The sequence below is a fragment of the Stakelama marina genome, assembly GCF_018122655.1.
In the GTDB taxonomy this organism is placed as follows: Bacteria; Pseudomonadota; Alphaproteobacteria; order Sphingomonadales; family Sphingomonadaceae; genus Sphingomonas; species Sphingomonas marina.
Genome location: NZ_JAGRQC010000001.1, coordinates 458,278 through 480,428 on the forward strand (window position 1 = coordinate 458,278; position 22,151 = coordinate 480,428).

Consider the following 22,151-nt stretch of genomic DNA (forward strand, 5'->3'; position numbering starts at 1 on the left):
GGGGCTCGCTCGCCGCATCGCGCCATGATGCCTGACCGTAATATGGCCATGTTTCGTCATGCGCGCGCTTCGCCAACCATGGCACGAAGCGCGGTGTAGAGCGCGACCGTCAGCGGCACCGCCAGCAATATGCCCAGCGTACCGAGCAGCGTGCCCGCGGCGAACAGCGCGAACAGCGTCAGGAGCGGCGGCAGCGCGGTCGCGCGGCGCTGGACGAGCGGGGTCAGCACATAGCCTTCGACCTGCTGCACCGCGACGAGCAGGACGAGCGTCAGCACCATCGCCTCCAGCCCCACGGTGGCGGCGAGGAGCAGCGCGGGAACGGCGGTCAGGATCGGCCCGGCATAGGGAATGAATTCGAGCAATCCGGCGACCACGCCGAGCGCGAGCGGGGAAGGGAGGCCGATCGCCCATGCGCCAAGACCCGTCAGCAGACCGACGAACAGCATCACCACAATTTGCCCGGCAAGCCAGTGGTGCAGCGCCGCGGCGACGCTGTCTAGGATTTCGGCGGCGCGCTCGCGGTTCGACGCCGGCACCAGCGCCAACAGCCCCCGGCGATAGAGATCGGGTTGCGCGGCAAGGTAAATTCCACCGGCCGCGGCAAGCAGCAGGCCGCCGAGCACATTGACCAGCCCCGACAGGATGCTTCCGATCGCCTGCGCCCCCCGGTCGGGAGTTGCCAGCGTACCGACAAATGTCAGCAATTGGCCAAGCGCGGGGATATCACGCGCTCTCGCTTGCAGCGAGGTCCAGCCGCTGGGCAGCGCCGCGATCAACTGGTCCACCTGATGATGTACCTGCGTGCCGAACGCGACGATGCCGCCGAGAACGATCACGGCGCAGGACAGCACGACCGCGGCCAGTGCGAACCGGCGTTGCCATCCCAGCCTTCCCGCCAGAAGCGCCGCCATGCCGTCGAGCAGCACGCCGACCAGTATCGCGGCAAAGGCGAGCATCATCACCGTGCGGAGCTGCCACAGCGCGACCGCGGTTGCCGCAAAGGCGATTACGATCGCCGCGCGCGCCGCGAATTCGGTGCGCGACAGCGCGGCCGTCGATCGCGCTGGCCTGATCTGCCCTGGCCCGATCTGCCCTGGATTGTCTTCGCGATCGGCCATGCCGGTCTCCGGTCGAGGATCGAAATTCAGCTTTCGGGGCGCGCGTGGCCGGGCGAAATTGGGGGTTTCCCGTATTTCACCGGCTACGGGGCTTTCCCGATGGCGCGGCAATGGCGAGCGGAGTTCAAGGTTGCCGCGAACCGCGGCTCTCGGGGGAACAGGATATGACGACGCGCAATCTCGATACGCTGCTGCATCCGCGCTCGGTCGCGGTCATCGGCGCTTCGCACCGTGACGGCAGCGTCGGGCAGCGCCTGATGGCCAATCTGGGTGATTTCGCGGGAACGGTATATGCCGTCAATCCGCGTGCGAGCGACGCCGACGGACCGTGCTGGGTCCGCAGTGTCGCAGAGCTTCCCGAAACGCCCGATCTGGCGGTCGTCGCTGCGCCTGCCGATCAGGTGGCGGACGTCATTTCCGAACTCGGCGAGAAGGGCGTGCGCATGGCCGTCGTCATTTCCGCGGGCTTGCACGATCCGGAACGGCGTCAGGCAGTGCTCGACGCGGCGGGCAGGCATTGCCTTCGCCTCATCGGCCCTAATTCGCTGGGCATCCTGCTTCCCCAGGCCGATCTCAACGCATCGTTCGCGCAGGTCACCGCGCCGCGCGGGCGGCTGGCGCTGCTGTCGCAGAGCGGTGCGCTGGTCACTGCGATGCTCGATTGGGCGCGCGACCGCCGGCTGGGCTTTTCCAGCGTGATTTCGATGGGCGATATGATCGATGTCGATTTCGGCGACATGATCGATCTTCTGGCGAACGATCCCGGGACCGACGCGATCCTGCTTTATGTCGAAAGCATCACAGATCCCGCGAAATTCATGTCCGCCGCGCGCGCCGCCTCTCGCATCAAGCCCGTCGTTGCGCTGAAGGCGGGGCGGAGCGCCGCCGCCAGCCGCGCGGCGGTATCGCACACCGGTCGCCTGGCCGGGGCCTATGACGTGCATCTGGCCGCGTTCGAACGCGCCGGGATCGTCGCGGTCGATACGCTCGACGGGTTGCTCGATGCCGCGCAGATTCTTTCAACCCCGCGTCGCACGGCAGGCCGCCGCATTGCGGTCATCACCAATGGCGGTGGCCCAGGCATTCTCGCCGCCGACGCGATTACCCAGCGCGGCGGCGAGCTGGCTCGATTGGGGCCATCGACGATCGAGGCGCTGGACGGCGTGCTGCCTGCGGGATGGTCGGGCGGGAACCCGATCGATGTCGTCGGCGACGCGCATGCGGATCGTTTCGCCGCCGCACTCGACGTGGTGGGACGCGACGAAGATGTCGATGCGATCCTGGTGCTCCACAGTCCGACCGCCGTGGCGACCGGAACCGAGATCGCAAGGGCGGTGGCCGACTGCGTCGGCGATACGTCGCGCTTCCCCGGCCATGTCCCGGTCGTCGGATGCTGGCTGGGCGATTCGAACTGCGACGAGGTGCGGCCCATCCTTTCGGAGGCGAAGTTGCCGCTGTTCGGCTCGATCGCCCATGCCGCACAGGCGTTCGTCCATCTCTGGCAGGCAGAGGCGGCGCGATCGGCGCTGATGCAGGCCCCCGCTCATGCGCGCGCGGCAGAGAGCGACCGCGCGCGCGCAATGGCGGTCATCCGTGCCGCCCGGCATGATGGGCGCACCATATTGAGCGCAGCAGAGGCCAAGTCGCTGCTCGCCGGTTATGGCGTCCCGGTATTGCCCGCGCAGTTTGCACGGACCCCCGAAGCCGTGGCAGCCGCCTGCGAGCAACTCGACCCGCCATTCGTCGTGAAGGTCGTTTCGCCGCAGGTAACGCACAAATCTGATATTGGCGGTGTCGCGCTCGATCTGCCGAATGCAGAGGCCGCGGTAGAGGCGGCACATGCGATGCGGGGGCGCATCAGCCATGAAGAGCCGCATATCCATCTCGACGGTTTCGAGGTGGAGACGATGGTGGAGCGCCCGCATGGCCACGAATTGCTGATCGGCGTGGCGGACGACCCGACCTTCGGCCCGGTGATGACGGTCGGCGCCGGTGGAACCGCGGTGGAACTGATCGGCGACCGGGCGCTGGGGCTGCCTCCGCTCGACGACCGGCTGGCGCGCGCGATGATCGCAAAGACGCGGATCGCCCGGCTGATGGCCGGGTATCGCGATGTCCCGGCCGCCAACATCGATGCGGTTTCCGATGCACTGAACGCGGTGTCGGCGCTTGTCGTCGATCTGCCCGACATCGTCGAACTCGACATCAACCCGCTACTTGCGGACGAAAGCGGCGTGATAGCGCTAGATGCGCGCGTGCGGATTTCACCCGAACCGGCGCAATCGCGCCTCGCGATCCGGCCGGTTCCGATACAATGGGCCGCCGACCTCACCACGCGTAGCGGAGAGCTGCTGCACGTTCGCCCGGTCGTGCCGACCGACGAGGACGTGCTGTCCGAATTCTTTCGCCATGTAACGCCGGAGGATCTGCGCTTTCGCTTCCTCAGCGCGGTGCGCGAGGTGGGGCACGAACGCATCGCTGCGATGACGCAGATCGACTATCGACGGACGATGACCTTTCTCGCCTTTGCGGGGGACAGCCCGGTCGCGGTGGCGATGCTGGCCGCCGACCCCGACCATCTGCGCGCCGAACTGGCGATCACCGTTCGCGAGGGCTGGAAGCGCAAGGGCGTAAGCTGGACGCTGATGGAACATGTCCTGCGCTATGCCGAAGCCGACGGCATCCGGATCGTAGAATCGCTCGAAAGCACCGACAATGTCGCGGCGTTGAAGCTGGAACGCGAAATGGGTTTCACCACGACACCCGTTCCCGGCAGTCCCGGCGAGATGATCGTCCGAAAGCAGATCGCCCCGGTCGCCTGACGGTCGCACGGTGGCGCCATGTGCGGTTCTGCGGGTTGGCGCGCCCGGCTGGATTCGAACCAGCGGCCTCAAGATTAGAAGTCTCGTGCTCTATCCAACTGAGCTACGGGCGCCCCGCCGACGCCCATAACGGCAATTGCGCGAGGGCGGAACAGCGATCATACATCGGCCATGAACAACGGGGGCAAGGGCGCGCCGCACGCGGTCGAGGCGGGCAAGGTTTCGGGCGGTCATTTCCGCTATTTCGATTTTCTGATGGCGGCGTTCGTCACCATCCTGCTGCTGTCGAACGTGATTGGCGCGGGCAAGGTTGCGACGGTCGATCTGCCGCTGATCGGCGACTGGCCGTTCGGCGCGGGCATCCTGTTCTTTCCCGTATCCTATGTCCTCGGCGATGTGCTGACCGAGGTGTACGGCTATGCCCGTGCCCGCCGAGTCATCTGGGCGGGGTTCGGCGCCGTGCTGTTCATGGCGTTCATGGCGTGGGTCGTGGTGGCGCTGCCGCCCGCGCCGGACTGGGGCAATCAGGCCGCCTATGAAGCGGTGTTCGGGCAGGTCCCGCGCATCGTCCTGGCGTCGATCTGCGCTTTCTGGGCGGGCGAGTTCGTCAACAGCTATGTCATGGCGAAGATGAAGGTCTGGACCAAGGGCCGGATGCTGTGGACCCGCACGATCGGCTCGACGATCTTCGGCGAGGGCGTGGACAGCCTGATCTTCTATCCGCTCGCCTTCTGGGGCGCGACGGGATGGACGCATTCGCTCGTGTTCGAGGTGCTGCTGACGCAGTGGGTGCTGAAGGTCGGCTGGGAAGTGCTTCTGACGCCGTTCACCTATCTCGTCGTCGGCACGCTCAAGCGGCGCGAAGGTGTCGACGTGTACGATACCGGCACCAGTTTCACGCCGTTCAGCACGAAGCTGTAACGGCCGCGCCTTCAGGCGGCGACCGTTTCCAGCAGGCCTTCGAACAGCCGCCGGCCCTCGTCACCGCCATGCGCGGCTTCGATCCGGCGTTCGGGATGCGGCATCATGCCGAGGACATTGCCGGCGCCGTTCAGGATGCCCGCAATGTTGCGCGCCGACCCGTTGATGTTCTCGGCATAGCGAAATGCCACGCGGCCTTCGCCTTCCAGCCGGTCGAGCGTATCGTCGTCGGCGAAGTAATTGCCGTCGTGGTGCGCCACCGGAATGCGGATCGTTTCACCGGCCTGATAGCGATCGGTAAAGATCGACCGGTTGTTTTCGACCGTCAGCGCGGCGTCGCGGCAGACGAAGTTCAGCCCGCTGTTGCGCATCAGCGCCCCGGGCAACAGCCCCGATTCGGTCAGCACCTGAAAGCCGTTGCAGATGCCGATTACCGGCGTGCCGCGCCCGGCCGCCCCGACCACCGCCTGCATGATCGGCGAGCGAGCCGAAATCGCGCCGCAGCGCAGATAATCGCCATAGGAAAAGCCACCCGGCAACGCGATCAGCCCGATCCCGTCGGGCAGTTCGCTTTCGCCGTGCCAGACCATGGCCGGCGCGGTGCCCGATACGTCGCGCAGCGCCACCGCGACGTCGCGGTCGCAGTTCGAACCGGGAAATACGATGACGGCGGTCTTCATTGGCGTTCGACCCGGTAGTTTTCGATCACCGTATTGGCGAGCAGCTTGCGGCACATCTCGTCGATCTGCTCGTCGCTCGTGTCGTCGGCGACCTCGAGTTCGAAGATCTTGCCGGCGCGAACGTCCGCCACACCCTCGAAGCCGAGCGAACCGAGCGCGTGCTGGATCGCCTTGCCCTGAGGATCGAGGACGCCGTTTTTCAGGGTAACGACGACGCGGAGCTTCATTGCGGACCTCCCGGGGGAATCTTCGAACAGCGGATGCGGGGCGCTATGGCGTGGGGGAGGGCGAACTGCAAGGTTCATTCCCCCTTTACCACTTTGTGCGAAGCTTGCCGGCGATTGCAGGGATCGAAACACGATCGGCAGGTGATTTATGGCGTTTCTCGCAATGGTGATGTTCGTGTCGCTGTTCGCTTTCGGCGGCGACTTTTTCGGCTGGAGCGATCCGCACGGCCGGATTCAGCTCGCGCTCGTCGCGACCTTCGTCTTCGGCATCATCTGCGGTTTCAAGGCCAAGGGCTGAGCCCTCAGAAATACCGCGCCAGCGTGAAGCGGAAGCGCGTCCGGTCGGTCGCATAATATCGTACCGAGCTGTCGGTCGTGGCGTAGGACACGCTCATCGAAGGCGAAAAGCCAAGCACCCGGATCTTGCGATAGCCCAGGCTTGCTCGTGCGCCGTAGCGCCAGTCCTTGCGCGGCTCGACCGAGAATAGCGGCATCGGTGCGTCATAGGTCGCGCGCGACACCGTTCCGCTGACCGCGAAATTGATGCCCAGCGGCAGTTCGCCGCCGATCCCCAGAGTGCCGCCATATTCCTTGCTCGAATAAGCATCGGCTGCCAGCCAGTCGCGCCGCGCGAATGCGCCGAGCGAGGCGACCAGCGTCTTCGACACCGCGCGTTCGTAGCTGAGATAGGCCGATCCCTGCCAACCGTCATATGCCGGGTCGAACTTCGCATCGGTCTTGCGCAGGTCGATCTGCGCACCGATCTGGTCGCTGTCGCTGAGCGTCAGTTGCGCGCCCAGCTTCGTGCCCACCTGGCGTGTGACGACATCGCCGCCGAACCAGCGTTGCGCGCCGACGGCCTGTCCCGACACGCTCAGCCGGTCGGTTATGCGGTAGGAGGGGCCGGCGGCGAACTGGACGAGATAGTCGTCATAATCGCTTCCGGCATAGTTGGTGCCGATCGAATCGAGGTCGAACAGCATTGCCATGCGGTCGGCGACCGGCAGGCGAAGCCCTGCGGAGATCGACCCGGTTTCGCCGGTTCCCGACCGCGCCTTCGCCTTTTCGTCGAGCGTCAGCGGAATGGGGATCGATCCGAAGAGCACGGTTACGGTGCTGGCATCGGTCGCATTGTTGATATTGGTATCGGGCGCGATGCCAAAATCGACGTCGAGGCTCCACGCCCTGCGCGAGCGGATGATATTGCGCACGGTGCGGATGGTGCGGGCGACGTCGGGCGGCAGGTCGTCATCCTGCTGCGCGATGCGGAACTGGCGGTCGGCGCTTTGCGGCTTGCCCATCGCCAGCATCGTCTTGGCAAGTTCCAGCCGGACGCGCGTCTGGCTGGGGTCGTTCGCCAGGATTGCCTTATATTCATCGGCTGCGGTCTGGTTGTCGCCGGTGGCGGCGGCGACCATGCCGGTCAGGTAACGCGTCTCGAACCGCAGCTCGGGTATCTTGCTCAGCGCCGCGAGCAGGACTTTCGCCTCGTCATAGCGCTTGTCGCGGATCAGCACCTGCGTTTCGCCGAGCAGTTGCTCGGGCGTCAGCCGCGCCTTGCAGGTCGCCGCCGCGCAGCGATCGAGCAGCGTCTGGGCGTGCGTCGGCACCGCTGCCAGCGTCGCCGCCAGCAGCGCTATCGCCGCCGTGATACGCATTATTTCTTGCCCGTGAACGCGCCGAGAATGTCGATCCGCTCGTCCGGCGTGCCGCCGACGATGCGGAACCCGCCGCCGATTTCCTCGCCATTGGGGCCGAAGAACGCGCCGTCGATGCTCGACCCGGCGATGTTGACGGTGAAGTCGCTCATACCCGGCCGCTCGAACTTCGCGGAGGTGAAGCTTCCGGTGAAGCCGCCCTTGTTGACCAGATCGATGGTCGCCTGAGCAGAGGCGCTGAAGGTCGAACCGGCGGGCATCGAACTCGCGCCGCTCGTATAGGCGTCGATCGACGGGGCAAGGACGGTCCCGGTGAAGTCGCTCTTGACCGACAGTGCGCCGAAATCGACGGTCGTCGTCTGCGATCCGTCGATCCACTGGAAATAGGTCGGCGCACCGGCATTGGTGTCGAGATCGGGGTTGAACACCATCGTCGCGATCATGTCGCCGGTAAAGGTGCCCGAACCCGTTTTGGGGACATTCGCGTTGGTCGTGCGCTCGCCAAAGACGAACGCGCCGCGATCGAGATGATATTGCTCGCGCAGATAGGACGGGCTGGCGGGATCGTCCTGGATCTCGCTCGCCGATACCTGATTGTGCACATAGCCGGCATAGGTGACGTACTGCGTCGTCGTGCCCGGCTTCTGATAGAAGAAGCTGTAGGTGTCGCTGGTATAGTCGCGCGCGCCGACGACATAGTCGGATTGCGCCGCGCCGGCGGTGTAATAGGGGCTGCCGGTGGGAAGCTGGCTGCCGCTGCCCGATCCGAACTGAAGATACTGGATGTTCTTTGCCGGATCGAGATTGGGGACGCCCGCCTGCGGTTCCTTCGCGCCGCCGAAATCGGTGCGATGCGCCGGGTCCTGAAAGCGGCCGTCGGTCGATACCTGTGCGTTGGGGCGGCTGATCGTCAGTTCGAAAATGGCATCGCGCGGGTCGTAGGCGACCGAAATGCCGCTGTCGCGCGCGGTATTGGCGTCGCCGGCATAAAGCTGCCCGCGCTGCACCGTCTTGTTGGAATCGGTGTAATATTCATAGTGATGAACACCGCCGATCGCCTCATAGGTCTTGGCTTCGGTGGGATTGACGAAGCTGTGCGTATCGCCGGAGCCCGATCCGCCTGCCGTGGGCGGCGCGCTGCCGCCAACCGTCTGGGGACCGGTACCGCCGCCGCAAGCTGCGAGTGCCGTCGCACAACCGAGAACAATCAGATTCCGCTTCGCAACCACGGTGCTACCCCCTTACAAATCTGCAAGGGTGATAGCGTCCGGATGGTTAAGAAGTGATTTAGGCCCGCCCGTCGACGGCGGCGCGATTATTTGCCGCGGCGCTTGCGGTGGCTGTCGAGATCGAGAACCGCCGATTCGCTGTCTTCGGGCAACAGGCCCAGCCTGCGTGCGACCTCCTGATAGGCCTCTACCTCTCCGCCGAGATCACGCCGGAACCGATCCTTGTCGAGCTTTTCGCCCGAGGCCATGTCCCACAGCCGGCAGCCATCGGGGCTGATCTCGTCGGCCAGGATGATGCGCGCGTAATCATTGTCCCAGATGCGCCCGAACTCGAGCTTGAAGTCGACGAGGCGGATGCCGATCCCGGCGAACAGTCCCGACAGGAAGTCGTTCACGCGGATCGCCATGTCGGCCATGTCGTGAAGCTCGTCCTGGCTCGCCCAGCCAAAGGCAAGGACATGTTCGTCGGTGATCATCGGATCGCCGAGCGCGTCGTCCTTGTAATAATATTCGATGATCGTGCGCGGCAGCGGCTGGCCTTCCTCGACGCCGAGACGCTTCGACAGCGAACCCGCGACGACGTTGCGCACCACGACCTCGATGGGCACGATCTCGACCTGACGAACGAGCTGTTCGCGCATGTTGAGGCGGCGGATGAAGTGGGTCGGCACGCCGATTCCGGCGAGCAGCGTGAAGATATGCTCCGAAATCCGGTTGTTGAGCACGCCCTTGCCGCTGATCGTGCCTTTCTTCTGCGCGTTGAACGCGGTCGCATCGTCCTTGAAATACTGGATCAGCGTGCCCGGTTCGGGGCCTTCGTACAGAATCTTGGCCTTGCCCTCGTAAATCTGGCGGCGGCGAGCCATGGCGCGGTACCCTTCAAAAATAAAGCGGCCCCGGCGGACGCGGGGCGGTCCGCGCAGGCCGGGGCAGGAGAGACGCCGCTATACGCCAAGGGCGGCAGACGCGCAATCAGCCTTCCGCCCCGGGATCGAACCAGCGATGCCTGATCCAGCGAACCGCAAGGAATACCAGGCCGAGCAGCAGCGCCCATGGAAGAAGCAGGATGAAGACGGTGGCGATTGTGCGCAAGCCGATCAGGAATGCGCTGGCCGACATCGTAACGGCGTCGGAAAGTGCCCCGCCCGAAGGGGCGCTGGTCGGTGCAACCGCGCGATAGGTCACGGTAAAGGTGGACATCGCGACGCGCCCTTTCAGTTCGGCGAACCAGCTCTTGGCTTCGTCGAGTTCTTCCTGGGCCTTGGCGACGCTGCGTTCGGCCTCGACCAGATCGGCGACCTTGCCCTGCCGGGTCCGCAGAATGTCGGTCAGGCGTTCGACCAGCATCGTTCGCTGGCGGATACGCGCTTCGGCATCAACCATGTCCTTGGAGACGTCTTCGGCCTGGATGTCGGTCTCGATCGAACGACCACCGGCCTGATCGATCGTTCGCGACAGATCGGACTGGAAGTTCGCGGCGGCGGACGTTGCAACGCGGAATTTGCTCGTGGCGGTTCCGGTCTGGTCGTCACCGAGCGACCGTTTCATCCCCATCAACTGGCACTGCGCCGCGCCAAGCTTGGCGCAAAGCGCTGCATGTGCCTGCTGCGTCTCGGCGATCTTGTTCCCGGGCAACAGAAAACCGAGCCGATAGGTATATGCCAGCTTGGGCACCGAGACATTCAGCGCGTCGATATCCTTCGATGCCTCGGCTTTTGGGGGTAATGCCGTGTCGGAGCCGGTTTGGCTGATGTCGTAGGCTGGCGCACTTTCGCCAGAACCATTCTGGGCCTGGCCGCAACTCGCAAGAAACGCGAACGCAATCAAGAATATCTGTCGCAAGACTCTCTCCCCCAAAAGTCCGCCTACACAAATCAAGCCGCGCGCAATCGAAGTCAATCGCCGGGTATTGAACATTTTATCGCCCATGATCGCGACGTCGCACGGCCATTCTGGCATCCTGTGAATCCGGCTGCTATCGCCACCTTATGGCAACCGATCTTACCGACCCCTTCAACGCGATCGTCGATGCGCCGTTCGATAGCGCGCTTTCCGAACGCTATCTCGTCTATGCGCTCTCCACGATCACCGCGCGGTCGCTGCCCGATGTCCGCGACGGGCTGAAGCCGGTGCACCGGCGCCTGCTCTGGGCGATGCGGCTGCTGCGGCTCGATCCCAATCAGGCGTTCAAGAAGTCGGCGCGCGTCGTCGGCGACGTGATCGGCAAATATCACCCGCATGGCGATCAGTCGGTCTATGACGCGATGGTCCGCCTCGCGCAGGATTTCTCGCTGCGCTATCCGCTCGTCGACGGGCAGGGCAATTTCGGCAATATCGACGGCGATAACGCCGCCGCCTACCGCTATACCGAGGCGCGTCTGACGCAGGTCGCGATCGACCTGATGGCCGGCCTCGACGAGGACGCGGTCGATTTCCGCGCCACCTACAATGGCGAGGATCGCGAGCCCGAGCTGTTCCCCGGCATGTTCCCCAATCTGCTCGCCAATGGCGCGAGCGGTATCGCGGTGGGCATGGCGACCTCGATCCCGCCGCACAACGCCGCCGAGCTGATCGACGCCGCGATCATGCTGGTCGATCAGCCGGGTGCAGACGATGCCGCGGTGCTCGAACATGTAAAGGGGCCCGATTTTCCGACCGGCGGCATCATTGCCGACAGCGAAGCGGCGATTGCCGAGGCCTATGCCACCGGGCGCGGCTCGTTCCGCGTGCGCGCTCGCTGGGCGATCGAGGATCAGGGCAGGGGGCAATGGCTCGCGGTCATCGATCAGGTCCCCTATGGCGTGCAGAAGGGCAAGCTGATCGAGCAGATCGCCGGCCTTATCAACGACAAGAAGCTGCCGATCCTCGCCGATGTGCGTGACGAATCGGATGCCGAGATCCGCATCGTCCTCGAACCGCGCAGCCGCACCGTCGATCCCGCGACGCTGATGGACGGTCTGTTCCGCCTGACCGACCTCGAAAGCCGCGTCAGCCTGAACCTCAATGTCCTCGACAAGGACCGTACGCCGCGCGTGATGAGCCTTCGCGAGGCGCTGTCGGCATGGGTCGCGCACCAGTTCGTCGTGCTGCGGCGGCGCACCGAACACCGGCTGGCGAAGATCGCCGACCGGATGGAGCTGCTTGAAGGCTATATCATCGCCTTCCTCAACCTCGACCGCGTGATCGAGATCATCCGCACCGAGGACGAGCCCAAGCCGGTGATGATGGAAGAGTTCAAGCTCACCGACCGTCAGGCCGAGGCGATCCTCAACATGCGGCTGCGGTCGCTGCGCAAGCTCGAGGAGATGGAGCTGCGGGGTGAACGCGATGCTCTCGAAAAGGAACAGGCCGAACTGACGCAGCTGCTCGGCTCCGAGGCGCGGCAGCGCACGCGGCTCAAGCGCGACCTGAAGGCGGTGCGCGAGCGCTACGGCCCCGAAACCGCGCTCGGCGCGCGGCGCACGGCGATCGAGGAGGCCGGGCCGGCGCGCGAAATTCCGCTCGAGGCGATGATCGAGCGCGAGCCGATCACCGTCATCCTGTCAGAACGCGGCTGGGTGCGCGCGATGAAGGGGCATGGCGACCTCGCCGCGACCGACGACCTGAAGTTCAAGGAGGGCGACGGCCCGCGCTTTGCCTTTCATGCGCAGACCACCGACAAGCTGTTGCTCGCCGCCGAAAATGGGCGCTTCTACACCATCGGTGCCGACAAGCTTCCCGGCGGGCGCGGGTTCGGCGAGCCGATCCGGTCGATGATCGACCTTGGCGGCGAGACCAACATCGCCGGCTTTCTCGCCGCGAGCGTCGCTGAAAAGCTGCTCGTCGCGGCGAACGACGGGCGCGGATTCCAGGTCAAGACCGCCGATGTGATCGCCGAGACGCGCAAGGGCAAGCAGGTCGTCAATCCCAAGGGCAAGGCGCGGCTGACCGTCGTCCGTCCGATCGCCGCAGAGGATGATTATGTCGCCTCGGTCGGCGAAAACCGCAAGCTTGTGGTCTTTCCGCTGAGCGAGCTCGCCGAACTGACGCGTGGCCAGGGCGTCCAGCTCCAGCGCTACCGCGACGGCGGCCTTTCCGATGCGCGGACCTTCCGCTTCGAGGAAGGCCTGAGCTGGACGATGGGCGGCAGCGAGGGGCGCACCCGGACAGAGGGTGACATGTCGAACTGGCGTGCAGCGCGGGGGGCGGCGGGGCGGATGCCGCCAAATGGATTTCCGCGCGACAATCGCTTCTAGCAAATACTTGTCCGATCAATTCAAACGCCTTTAACTATTGGCGGTTATCGCAATCGCCGATGATATTGAGGCGTTCCCGGTCCGCGTCGCTGAAAGTGGCGCCGAACGACCCGCAACAGGGCGGTGGCGAGCCGTACCTGATACCTCGCGATGCCTCGGCATTCCTGGCGATGATGCCGATCCCGGCCGCGATCGTCGCGGTATCCGACGGCGCGATGTCGCTGGAGGCCGCGAACGAACCGTTCCGCAGGGCCGGGCTGGGCGCGTCGCTATCGACATCGCCGCTGCTCCAGCAACTCGGGGCAAAGATCGACAATTTCCTTGCCTCGCGGGATTTGCGCGCCAACTTTCTCTGGCAACTGGGCGATGCGGTCGATTGCCGCTATTTCAAGGTATCGCTGGCGCGCTGTTCCGCCGATCACGACACTGCCCGCTGCATGGTTTCGCTGATCGACCAGACCGGCGAATATCGCACCGAGCACAGCCTGCGCCGCGAGATGATGACCGACAGCCTGACCGGGCTGCCCAACCGCGCGGGATTCGGTGACCTGATCGAAAGCCGGGTCGGCGCGTCCGACCGCGCCGATTACGCGGTGCTGGTCATCAATCTCGATCGTTTCAGCCGGGTGAACGCCTGTATGGGTGCGGTATCGGGCGACGAACTGCTGATTTCGGTCGCCCGCCGTCTGAAGGGGGCGCTTCGCGGGCGCGACGTGCTCGCGCGCACGGGCGGCGACGAATTCGCGGTCCTGCTGCAGATGGACGAAGGGCCGGTCGATGCGATGCAGGTCGCCAAGCGCATCCAGCGCGCGCTGACCGATCCGTTCCGCCTTTCGGATTTCGAGATCCGCGTCGATTGCGCGATCGGCGTAGCGCTTGGCGCCGACGCCGAAAACGACGTCGAAGACATGATCCGCCACGCGCAGTTCGCGGTAAAGCGTGCCAAGAAGACCGGGCGGACCGAAGTCTACGAATCCAAGGTTTTCCGCGTCGCCCGCGCACAGTTCAGTATCGAGACCGAATTGCGCCGCGCGGTCGAAAACGGCGCCATGTCGTTATCTTTCCAGCCAATCTGCGATCTGGCGACGGGCAAGATCGTATCGTTCGAATCGCTGGCGCGCTGGCGCACCGAAGCCGGGGCGGACCTCTCGCCCTCGGACTTCATCCCCGTGGCGGAGGAATCGGGACTGATCGTTCCGCTCGGCCGCTGGGCCATGGAAGAGGCCGCGCGCACGCTGGCCGAGTGGGACCGTGCATCGGGCGGCGATTGCGGGGTGAAGGTCGCGGTCAACCTGTCGGCCATCCAGTTGCAACGCGATCAGGTGCCCGCGATGGTCAGCGATGCGCTGGCGCAGCACGGCATCGACGGCTCGCGCCTGACGCTTGAACTCACCGAAAGCGCGATCGTTTCGGACCCCGATCGTATCGCGCGGACGATGCGCGAGCTGAAGGATCTGGGCGCCACACTCGCGATGGACGATTTCGGTACCGGCTATTCGAACCTCGCCTATCTGCAAAGCCTGCCGATCGACGTGCTGAAGATCGACCGAAGCTTCGTCACCGGGATGCTTGCCGACCGCGACAAGGTAGCGATCGTCCGCGCGATCCTTTCGCTCGCTACGGCGCTGGGCATGCGGACGACCGCGGAGGGCGTGGAAAGCAACGAGCTGTCGCAAACGCTGGCAGCGCTCGGCTGCGCTTATGGGCAGGGCTATGTCTATGCCAAGCCGCTGCCGGCCGATGAGGCGTATCAGCTGCTCGTGGAGCGCAACGCCTGATCCACCACGCTGTCGGCGATCGCGTTGGTTCTCTCGCTCGCCGGGAAGCCTTCGGCGATCCACCGGTCCTCGACCGCGCGGAGCAGCTTCGCCACCTCCGGTCCCTTGTCGATCCCGCGCGCAATGAGGTCGCCGCCGCTTAACGGCAGTCGCGGCACTTCCCAGCCTTGCAGCGGCGCGAGCGCTTGCGCCGCTTCGCCATCGCTGTGCGAATGGAGCAGCAACCGGTCGGTCGCGCCTTCCTTGCCAAGCCGATAGGCGAGGGCGCGCGAATCACCGTCGATCTCCGCTTCGAGCGCTGCGCGCAGGCGGCGTCGCCGCGCATTGGACAGTTTCAGCCGTGCGCCGATCTCGCCGCCGATCTGCGGGTCGTCGGGCAATAGCGCGGCGAGGCGGCGAATCGGGTCCGGCGCGATGCCCGAAGCCGCTTCGCGATGCGCGAGGGTAGCAAGGCGGCTGGCGCCGGCCGTGCCGATTTCGGGCAGCACGGGTACGAAGATCCTGCGCTCGACCATCAATGCGACGACGCGAACCGCGTCGCGCGCGACGAGCAGCTTGAGCAGTTCGTCGGCTATCCGTTCGCGCGACAGCGCCATCAGGTCGTTCGCGCGGTGGGTGCAGGCGTTGAGCCCTTCGGGATCGGGTGCATCGCCGAACCGTGCGAGGAAGCGAAAAAAGCGCAGGATACGCAGATGATCTTCGGCGATGCGCTGCAACGGATCGCCGATGAAGCGCACGCGCCGGTCCTCCAGGTCGGCCAGGCCGTCGAAATAATCGAACAGCTTGCCGGTCAGCGGGTCGGCATAGAGCGCATTCATCGTGAAATCGCGCCGTGCGGCATCTTCGCGCCAATCGTCGGTGAAGGCCACGGTCGCGCGGCGGCCATCGGTCGATACATCGCGTCTTAGCGTCGTCACCTCGAATGGCTTGCCATCGATGACCGCCGTCACCGTGCCGTGCGCGATTCCGGTGGGGATCACCTTGATCCGCGCCTCGCCGAGCAGACCGGTTACGCGTTCGGGCGAATGTGTCGTCGCGATATCGACATCGGCGACATCGATGCCCAGCAGCGTATCGCGCACCGCGCCGCCGACGAAGCGCGCCTCGCCAATTTCGGCGCCCAGCACGCGCGCAAGGCGGTCGAGGCCGTCCCAATGGCGCCAGGCGGCATCGGGAAGTGTCATTTCGCCCATCGCAGCCGCCGTGAAAGATTGACGATCATCGCGGCGGTCGCGCCCCAGATGCGGCGGTCGTCCCACATGATCTCGTAATAATGCCGATCGCGGCCCTGCCATTCGACACTGGCTTCGACATGGTTGGCGACGTCCATCAGAAAATCGAGCGGCACCTCGAAAACCGAATCGACCTCGCCGGGTTCGGGCGTGAAGCGCAAGTCGGGCGCGATGACCCCGACGACCGGGGTGACGCTGAAGCCCGTGACGGTACGATAGGGATCGACCTCGCCGATTACCTCCACGGCATTGCGGGGCAGGGCGATTTCCTCTTCGGCCTCGCGCAGCGCGGCGGCGATCGGGTCGCTGTCGGTCGCGTCGATCCGGCCGCCGGGAAAGGCGATCTGGCCGGGATGGCGCGGCAGATGGTCGGTCCGCTGGGTCAGGATCACGCCGGGCTTGGGCCGATCGGTCACCGCGACCAGCACCGCCGCCGGAAGCAGCGTCTCTCCGCTGCCGACCTCGTCATCGCGGTAATCGCCGGTCAGCAGTACGGGGCCGCGATGCGGCGCGTCTATCAGCGCGTGGCGAAGGCGTTCGGCAAGCGTCATGCGCCGGGCTCCATCGCGAAGAAACACCCCTTGCTCCATACGCCCGGCGGCGTGTCGCCATGCTCGATCGCCAGATTGGCCAGTTCGTAATATACCGGCCGCGCGAGCAGCGCTTCCAGACCCCGGCGGACATGGAGATAGGGGCGTGGGCCCTCGTCATGCGCCTCGAACCGCAGGCGATGTTCGGCGTCGGCGACGATCACGTCGCCGGTGTTGAGGCGAAAGCTCAGCACCGCGTCGCGGGCCTTCCCGTCGATCTTCATCTCGACCGCGACGAACGGTGCATCCTCGACCGCGATGTCGAGCTTTTCGACCGGTGTCACCAGCACATATCCACCATCGGGCTCGCGCCGCAGGATCGTCGAGAACAGCCGCACCATCGCCTGTCGCCCGATCGGCGATCCCTGATGGAACCAGGTGCCGTCGCGCGCGATGCGCATTTCGCTGTCGCCGCAATGCGTGGGATTCCACTGCTCGACCGGAGGAAGCTGGTTGTCTTCCGCCAGGCGCGCAATCTCTGCCAGCGAAAGGTTGGCGAGCTCAGGGGGCGGAGGCATCGGCATAGCGCCGCTCGTTAGGCCAGGCCCGGGGCGGGCTGCAAGCCGGATCGGTCGCGACGCGGGCCAAGATCGCCTGCGCAATCGGGCACGCTATCGCCCCTGGCAAGCAGGCGATGGCGCTCGAACGGGCCGGGAAGGCGCCATTTGGCGGTGCGACCGGCGGTGAAACCGAACCAGCGGCCATAATAATCGGGATCGCCGATCAGCATCAGCGCATCGGCGCCGGGCAGCGGACTGCCATCGCAGCGGCGCAGCACCTCGCGCACCAGCGCACGACCGATCCCGGCATTCTGCCGTTGCGGATGCACCGCGACCGGGCCGAGCATGATCAGCGGCCATTCAGCATCGGCGCATCGCAGCGAGACCGGCCAGCACTGGATCGAACCCAGCAGGTCGCCGCCCGAATCGCACAGCGCGAAACTCAGGTCGGCAATCGCATCGACACCGTCGCGCACCCGATATGCCGTGCGCAGATGGCGCTCCGTTCCGAACGCGCCGTCGAGGAGCGTTTCGAGCGCGGACTGCGAAATCTGGTCGAGGGGGATGAAGTCTTCGAACATCGCCTTTGGCCGTATCCGGCATGGACGCGCCGGGCCGCGCGCTTTAGCCTTTGACGCCGAAGACGCAAAGCCGAAGCGGGAGAGTATCGGTGAAACTTTACGACGCACCCTGGGCGCCCAGCCCGCGCCGCGTGCGGATTTATCTCGCCGAAAAAGGGATCGAGGTAGAACGCAAGACGATCGATCTGCGCAATGGTGAGCAGCTGAGCGACCCCTATCTGAAAATCAACCCGCGCGGCGCCGTTCCCGCGCTCGAACTCGACAGCGGCGAGGTGCTGAACGAATCGGCGGCCATCTGCCGGTATTTCGAGGCGCTACATCCCGAACCCCCGCTGTTCGGCAGCACACCGCTTGAAATCGGGCGCATCACTAGCTGGACCCGGCGGATAGAAGGCGATGGTTACGCCGCCGCCGTCTATGTGTTGCGAAATTCGGTCCCCGCCTTTGCCGATCGCGCCGAAGCGGGGAAATGGCCCGCACTGCCGCAAATCCCCGAACTTGCGACGCGCGGCAGCATCATGTGGAGCGCGTTCGTCGATGCGCTCGACGAGCGGCTCGGCGAAAGCGATTGGGTCGCGGGCGACACCTATAGCTTTGCCGACATCACCGCGCTGGTGACGATCGACTTCGCGAGCCGCGCGAAATTGCCGCTGCCCGACGATGCCGCCAATATCCGGCGCTGGCACGAGGCCGCCTCCGCCCGGCCGAGCGCGGAGGCGTAACGCCTTTCTTCTGCGCCGCCTTCTGATAAAGCGCGGGTACCATCCATCAAAGAAAGCAGCGTCTTGTCCGACCGTCTTCAGCTTCAGGTTCATGATCTGGAAGTCCAGGTGCTGACCGGTGTCTATTCCGAAGAAACGCATCTGCCGCAGCCGCTGCGCATCTCGATCAGCGTCGATCTCGACTGCCCCGAACATTTCGCACCCGATACCCCGCTATCGGCGTCGAAAAGCTATCTCGACCTGAAGGCGGCGGCGACGACCTCACTTCCCAAGGGGGTTCACTTCACCCTCATCGAGGGAGTGGCGGACCATATCGCGCAGACGTTGTTCATCGAGGATGAGCGCGTACAGCGGGTGGAGATCAGGATCGTCAAGCTGGCCATCGCCGAGGCCGGCGAATCGATCGGTATCACGATGGTCCGGCATCGCAGGTGAGCGTGGGGGTGAAGCTCGCCCTTGTCACCGGCAGCACGCACCGGCTGGGCGCGGCGATCGCGGCGCGGCTGGGCGAGGCAGGCTATTCGGTCGCGCTCCATGCCAGCCATGAGCACGCGCCCGACCCCGAGCTGGAGTCGCGTCTGAGCGCTGCGGGTGTACGGCATCACTGTTTCGTCGCCGACCTTTCCGATGAGCGCGCGGTGGCGGCGCTGGTTCCAGACGTCGCCGCGCATTTCGCCGCGCCGGTCGATCTGCTCGTCAACAACGCGTCGCTATTCGCCAGCGACGATGCCGACAGTCCCGACATGGCGGCGCTTGTCGATCATTTCCGCATCAACGGCGCGGCGCCGATGGTGCTGGCGCAAGCGGTTGCCGAGGGGGCGGGGGAGGTCGGCGCCGCGGTCGTCAATATTCTCGACCAGCGCGTGCGCCATCCGCACCGCGACCAGCAGGCCTATACGGTGTCGAAACAGGCCTTGTGGGAAATCACGCGCACGCTTGCGGTAACGCTGGCGCCGCGGGTGCGCGTCAACGCCGTCGCGCCTGGCCTGACGTTACCCACCGACGATTATGGCGAAGCCCAGATGGCGCGGCTTGCCAGGATGATGCCGCTCGACCGGCTGCCCAGCCCCGACGATATCGCCGACGCCGTCCTCTATCTTGCCGGCGCGCGGTCAAGCACCGGGCAGACGGTGTTCGTCGACGGCGGCGCGTCGCTCAAAAGCTTCGATCGCGATTTCGTTCGGCTGGGGCGCGATTAGGGCCGGTCCTGCGGCGCATCGCAGGTGCCGAGCGATTGCAGCACGAACTGATAATCCTGCCGCGCGGCCTCGGCGTTCTGCGGGTCCTGATCGGCCACGCTGCTGTCGGGCAATCGCGCGGGAAGGCCGCAGGCAAGCCGGTACCATAGCAGCGTGTTCCGCTCGGGCGGCTTGGCGGCGTCGCCGACGATATCGCCAAGCGCCACCGCCCAGCGCTTGGTCTGGTGCGGGCGGCTGAGAATCGAAAGCGAGACCGGAGCGCCGCTGTCGGTTTCGAGGAAGATTTGCGTTTCACCTTCGCCCGGTAGCGTACCCGGCACGTAAAAGGCGTTGCCGACCCCGGTGATTGTCGGCGGCGCATCGCCCGAAAGCAGCTGCTTTGCGATGTTGCGCGTCATCGCGTCGAGCGCGGGCGACCATGGCAGTTGCGCATTGCGCCCGACGAGCTGCAATTGCGCAGGGCGGCCCGCGACCGGGCGGGCAAAGACCAGCACCCGCAGATTCTTCAGCTTGGGTGCGCGGCCGCGGCTGTCGCGCGGAACATCGACGACATAGCCGACGCGCGGCGCCAGCGCGCCCTGGCCGCGAATCAGGCCGAGCACGTCGAGCTGTACGTAAAGGCGTGCATCCCCCGGTGCGACGCCCGCCGCTTCCTGTCCCTTGATCTCCACCTGGCTGCGAATCGTCCCGTCGACGATAAGCGGCGCCTTTTCGACCAGTTGGACCGTGCGGGCATAGGATGGCCCGGCAGGTTGCGGCGCTTCGGCGCCGTATTGGCTGGTCTGCGGGGCGTGCGCTGCGGCTGTCAGCGGCAGTACGAGCGCTGCGGTAATTTTTATGCGGAAACCACTCATAACGAGCAGCGTTTAAGCTATTGGCCGGATTCGATACAGAAATAATTCTGCCACGAAGCGATCGTAGGACAAATTGATCTGACAAAGCGTTTGCTTCATGGGAATGGCCGCGATAGAGACTCGCGCTCCGCCAGAAAGGCGCTAGAATATGTGCCGATCGATTACGCGGTTTCCCGTGTTTAACGCGTCAAGCACGAGCAAGGATAGAGGAGTAACGTTGCTGAATGGCTTATGCTGATCGGGATGTTGGTGGCAGTAGAATCGTCGCGATCGTCATGGTCGCGGTCATCCTCGCTGTCACGGGCTATGCCTTCGTAACGGGGCTCGCTTACCAGTATGTGAAGAAGGTCCAGGAGGATCTGAACACGTTCGAGGTGGCGCCGCCTCCGCCTCCGCCGCCGGATGTGCCCCCGCCGCCGCCGCCGCCGGACAATTCGCCAGTTCCGCCGCCGCCGACCACGGTCGTCGTGCAGCAGCCGATCGTGAAGACGCCGTCGCCGGCGCCTCAGATCCGCACATCGGACATTATTCCAGACTTCCAGCCGCCCGCACCGCCGGCGCCGCCTGCACCGCCGGCTCCGCCTGCGCCGCCGGCTCCGCCGAAGGTTGCCAAGGCTGTGTCGCCGCGCGGCAACCCGTCAAACTGGGTCAGCAATGACGACTATCCGTCGGCAGCAATCCGTGCGGGCGATAGTGGTACGGTCGGCTTCACGCTGTCGATCAATGCGGACGGGCGTGTGACCGATTGCCGGATAACCTCGTCGAGCGGCTCCTCGCTTCTCGATAACACCGCTTGCAAATTGCTGCAGCGGAGGGCGCGTTTCCATCCGGCAGAAGACCCGAACGGTAACAAGATTCCTTCTTCATGGTCGAGCCGGTTCCGCTGGGATTTGCCCGACTGAGTTTGATGGCCGCTCGCCCGCTGGCGAGCGGCCGGTTAAAAGGCGACATAGTTCTAAAGGAAGATACCTGATATGCTCACGACCATTCTCGCTGCTGGCGGCGCGGCCGCTGACAAGGGCAACCCTTATGGCCTGATTCCCGCGCTTCGCGAGGGCGGGCTGATCTCGCAGACCGTTTTCACCATCCTGGTGCTGTTCCTCTTCTTCTCGCTCTACATCCTGTTCACCAAGTGGTTCGAGCAGCAGAAGATCATGAACCAGGCGAAGCGCGTCCGCGCGAACTTCTGGAAGTCGAACAGCCTGCGCGAAGGTGCGGCGAAGCTCGAGAAGAACTCGGCCTATCGTCAGATCGTCGACGACGGCCTCGCCGCGCAGGAACAGCACGGCCAGCTGACCGATCCGGTCGAAGCGCATGACTGGCTGCACGGTTCGCTCGCGCGTTCGGAAGCGACGATCAACTCGCAGCTGAACAAGGGCCTGGCGTTCCTCGCCACGGTCGGCGCGACCGCGCCGTTCATCGGTCTGTTCGGTACGGTTATCGGTATCTACCGCGCGCTCATCAAGATCGGTTCGGCCGGTCAGGCCTCGATCGACGCCGTTGCCGGCCCGGTCGGTGAAGCGCTGATCATGACCGCCCTCGGTCTCGTCGTCGCCGTTCCGGCCGTGCTTGCCTATAACTGGCTGCAGCGCCGCAACAAGGCGATCGCCGAGGATCTGAGCGCGTTCTCGAACGACGTTCTCGGCTTCCTCGCTTCGGACGGCAAGGTTCGCCCGACCGCGACGGTTTCGACGAAGTCGACCAAGCCGGCCACCCCGGCGGCGACCAAGCCGACGACCGCGACTGCCGGCCAGACCGGCGGCACGCCGAAGCGCGCCTGATCACATGACGGGACGCGGCGC

Annotated in this window: 22 protein-coding genes and 1 tRNA gene; 10 read left to right on the forward strand and 13 right to left on the reverse strand. The window is 65.2% G+C overall.

The annotated features are described in order from the left end of the window. Positions 1-56: 56 nt before the first annotated feature. Positions 57-1,121 (reverse strand): AI-2E family transporter, encoded by a 1,065-nt coding sequence (locus tag J7S20_RS02160; RefSeq protein WP_284052589.1) that lies wholly within the window; start codon positions 1,119-1,121, stop codon positions 57-59. A 164-nt stretch (positions 1,122-1,285) separates the two neighbouring features. Here J7S20_RS02160 and J7S20_RS02165 point away from each other — a divergent pair, with 164 nt between their 5' ends. Beyond that, on the forward strand, positions 1,286-3,943 hold the full coding sequence (locus tag J7S20_RS02165) for a bifunctional acetate--CoA ligase family protein/GNAT family N-acetyltransferase (RefSeq protein ID WP_284052590.1): 2,658 nt from the start codon (positions 1,286-1,288) through the stop codon (positions 3,941-3,943). A 36-nt stretch (positions 3,944-3,979) separates the two neighbouring features. On the opposite strand, the gene J7S20_RS02170 is transcribed toward J7S20_RS02165, so the two are convergent. Continuing rightward, positions 3,980-4,056: transfer RNA gene (locus J7S20_RS02170), tRNA-Arg, on the reverse strand. 58 nt (positions 4,057-4,114) lie between these two features. Here J7S20_RS02170 and J7S20_RS02175 point away from each other — a divergent pair. Further along, positions 4,115-4,864 carry a queuosine precursor transporter gene (locus tag J7S20_RS02175; protein WP_284052591.1) on the forward strand — a complete coding sequence of 250 codons (750 nt, stop codon included), beginning with the start codon at positions 4,115-4,117 and terminating at the stop codon, positions 4,862-4,864. Positions 4,865-4,875: 11 nt separating this feature from the next. Here J7S20_RS02175 and purQ read toward each other — a convergent pair whose 3' ends face one another. Together purQ and purS are read right to left on the reverse strand one after the other, a co-directional pair. Continuing rightward, positions 4,876-5,544 (reverse strand): phosphoribosylformylglycinamidine synthase subunit PurQ, encoded by a 669-nt coding sequence (purQ, locus tag J7S20_RS02180; RefSeq protein ID WP_284052592.1) that lies wholly within the window; start codon positions 5,542-5,544, stop codon positions 4,876-4,878. Then, positions 5,541-5,771, reverse strand: coding sequence for a phosphoribosylformylglycinamidine synthase subunit PurS (gene purS, locus J7S20_RS02185; RefSeq protein ID WP_284052593.1), 231 nt, complete (start codon positions 5,769-5,771; stop codon positions 5,541-5,543). The genes purQ and purS overlap by 4 nt, the downstream gene beginning before the upstream one ends. 148 nt (positions 5,772-5,919) lie before the next feature. Here purS and J7S20_RS02190 point away from each other — a divergent pair, with 148 nt between their 5' ends. Next, positions 5,920-6,069 carry a hypothetical protein gene (locus J7S20_RS02190; RefSeq protein WP_284052594.1) on the forward strand — a complete coding sequence of 50 codons (150 nt, stop codon included), beginning with the start codon at positions 5,920-5,922 and terminating at the stop codon, positions 6,067-6,069. A 4-nt stretch (positions 6,070-6,073) separates the two neighbouring features. On the opposite strand, the gene J7S20_RS02195 is transcribed toward J7S20_RS02190, so the two are convergent. From J7S20_RS02195 to J7S20_RS02210, 4 genes are all read right to left on the reverse strand, one after another. After that, positions 6,074-7,429: a surface lipoprotein assembly modifier gene (locus tag J7S20_RS02195; protein ID WP_284052595.1), complete on the reverse strand. Its 1,356-nt coding sequence runs from the start codon at positions 7,427-7,429 to the stop codon at positions 6,074-6,076. Continuing rightward, positions 7,429-8,658: a transferrin-binding protein-like solute binding protein gene (locus J7S20_RS02200; RefSeq protein ID WP_284052596.1), complete on the reverse strand. Its 1,230-nt coding sequence runs from the start codon at positions 8,656-8,658 to the stop codon at positions 7,429-7,431. Before J7S20_RS02200 ends, J7S20_RS02195 begins: the two co-directional genes overlap by 1 nt. 86 nt (positions 8,659-8,744) lie before the next feature. After that, on the reverse strand, positions 8,745-9,524 hold the full coding sequence (gene purC / locus J7S20_RS02205) for a phosphoribosylaminoimidazolesuccinocarboxamide synthase (RefSeq protein WP_284052597.1): 780 nt from the start codon (positions 9,522-9,524) through the stop codon (positions 8,745-8,747). 106 nt (positions 9,525-9,630) lie between these two features. Further along, positions 9,631-10,500, reverse strand: a complete 870-nt coding sequence (locus J7S20_RS02210; protein WP_284052598.1) for a DUF4349 domain-containing protein — start codon at positions 10,498-10,500, stop codon at positions 9,631-9,633. Between the two features lie 146 nt (positions 10,501-10,646). Here J7S20_RS02210 and parC point away from each other — a divergent pair, with 146 nt between their 5' ends. Further along, on the forward strand, positions 10,647-12,893 hold the full coding sequence (parC, locus tag J7S20_RS02215; protein WP_284052599.1) for a DNA topoisomerase IV subunit A: 2,247 nt from the start codon (positions 10,647-10,649) through the stop codon (positions 12,891-12,893). A gap of 173 nt (positions 12,894-13,066) precedes the next feature. Beyond that, the gene (locus tag J7S20_RS02220) at positions 13,067-14,671 is read left to right on the forward strand and encodes a putative bifunctional diguanylate cyclase/phosphodiesterase (RefSeq protein WP_284053376.1); all 1,605 of its coding nucleotides are present in this window, start codon (positions 13,067-13,069) and stop codon (positions 14,669-14,671) included. Here the strand turns inward: J7S20_RS02220 and J7S20_RS02225 are convergent. Genes J7S20_RS02225 through J7S20_RS02240 form a run of 4 tightly spaced genes read right to left on the reverse strand, consistent with a single transcriptional unit; the run spans position 14,644 to position 17,574 of the window. After that, positions 14,644-15,864: a CCA tRNA nucleotidyltransferase gene (locus J7S20_RS02225; protein WP_284052600.1), complete on the reverse strand. Its 1,221-nt coding sequence runs from the start codon at positions 15,862-15,864 to the stop codon at positions 14,644-14,646. The genes J7S20_RS02220 and J7S20_RS02225 overlap by 28 nt on opposite strands. After that, entirely contained in the window at positions 15,852-16,454 is a 603-nt protein-coding gene (locus tag J7S20_RS02230; protein WP_284052601.1) for a CoA pyrophosphatase, read from the reverse strand. The genes J7S20_RS02225 and J7S20_RS02230 overlap by 13 nt, the downstream gene beginning before the upstream one ends. Then, a complete protein-coding gene (locus tag J7S20_RS02235; RefSeq protein ID WP_284052602.1) occupies positions 16,451-17,017 on the reverse strand; it encodes a DUF1285 domain-containing protein in 567 nt (188 codons plus the stop codon). Before J7S20_RS02235 ends, J7S20_RS02230 begins: the two co-directional genes overlap by 4 nt. Before the next feature lie 11 nt (positions 17,018-17,028). Beyond that, positions 17,029-17,574: a GNAT family N-acetyltransferase gene (locus tag J7S20_RS02240; protein WP_284052603.1), complete on the reverse strand. Its 546-nt coding sequence runs from the start codon at positions 17,572-17,574 to the stop codon at positions 17,029-17,031. Positions 17,575-17,663: 89 nt separating this feature from the next. On the opposite strand from J7S20_RS02240, the gene J7S20_RS02245 reads away from it, so the two are divergent. The 3 genes from J7S20_RS02245 (at position 17,664) to J7S20_RS02255 (ending at position 19,495) form a co-directional block, all read left to right on the forward strand. Beyond that, a complete protein-coding gene (locus J7S20_RS02245) occupies positions 17,664-18,296 on the forward strand; it encodes a glutathione S-transferase family protein (RefSeq protein ID WP_284052604.1) in 633 nt (210 codons plus the stop codon). Between the two features lie 63 nt (positions 18,297-18,359). Then, complete coding sequence (locus tag J7S20_RS02250) at positions 18,360-18,731, forward strand: dihydroneopterin aldolase (RefSeq protein ID WP_284052605.1); 372 nt, start codon at positions 18,360-18,362, stop codon at positions 18,729-18,731. 8 nt (positions 18,732-18,739) lie between these two features. Next, the gene (locus J7S20_RS02255; protein WP_284052606.1) at positions 18,740-19,495 is read left to right on the forward strand and encodes an SDR family oxidoreductase; all 756 of its coding nucleotides are present in this window, start codon (positions 18,740-18,742) and stop codon (positions 19,493-19,495) included. On the opposite strand, the gene J7S20_RS02260 is transcribed toward J7S20_RS02255, so the two are convergent. After that, positions 19,492-20,349 carry a hypothetical protein gene (locus tag J7S20_RS02260; RefSeq protein ID WP_284052607.1) on the reverse strand — a complete coding sequence of 286 codons (858 nt, stop codon included), beginning with the start codon at positions 20,347-20,349 and terminating at the stop codon, positions 19,492-19,494. The genes J7S20_RS02255 and J7S20_RS02260 overlap by 4 nt on opposite strands. 224 nt (positions 20,350-20,573) lie before the next feature. On the opposite strand from J7S20_RS02260, the gene J7S20_RS02265 reads away from it, so the two are divergent. Continuing rightward, complete coding sequence (locus J7S20_RS02265) at positions 20,574-21,251, forward strand: energy transducer TonB (RefSeq protein ID WP_284052608.1); 678 nt, start codon at positions 20,574-20,576, stop codon at positions 21,249-21,251. A gap of 72 nt (positions 21,252-21,323) precedes the next feature. Further along, positions 21,324-22,130: a MotA/TolQ/ExbB proton channel family protein gene (locus J7S20_RS02270; RefSeq protein WP_284052609.1), complete on the forward strand. Its 807-nt coding sequence runs from the start codon at positions 21,324-21,326 to the stop codon at positions 22,128-22,130. Positions 22,131-22,151 lie beyond the last annotated feature (21 nt).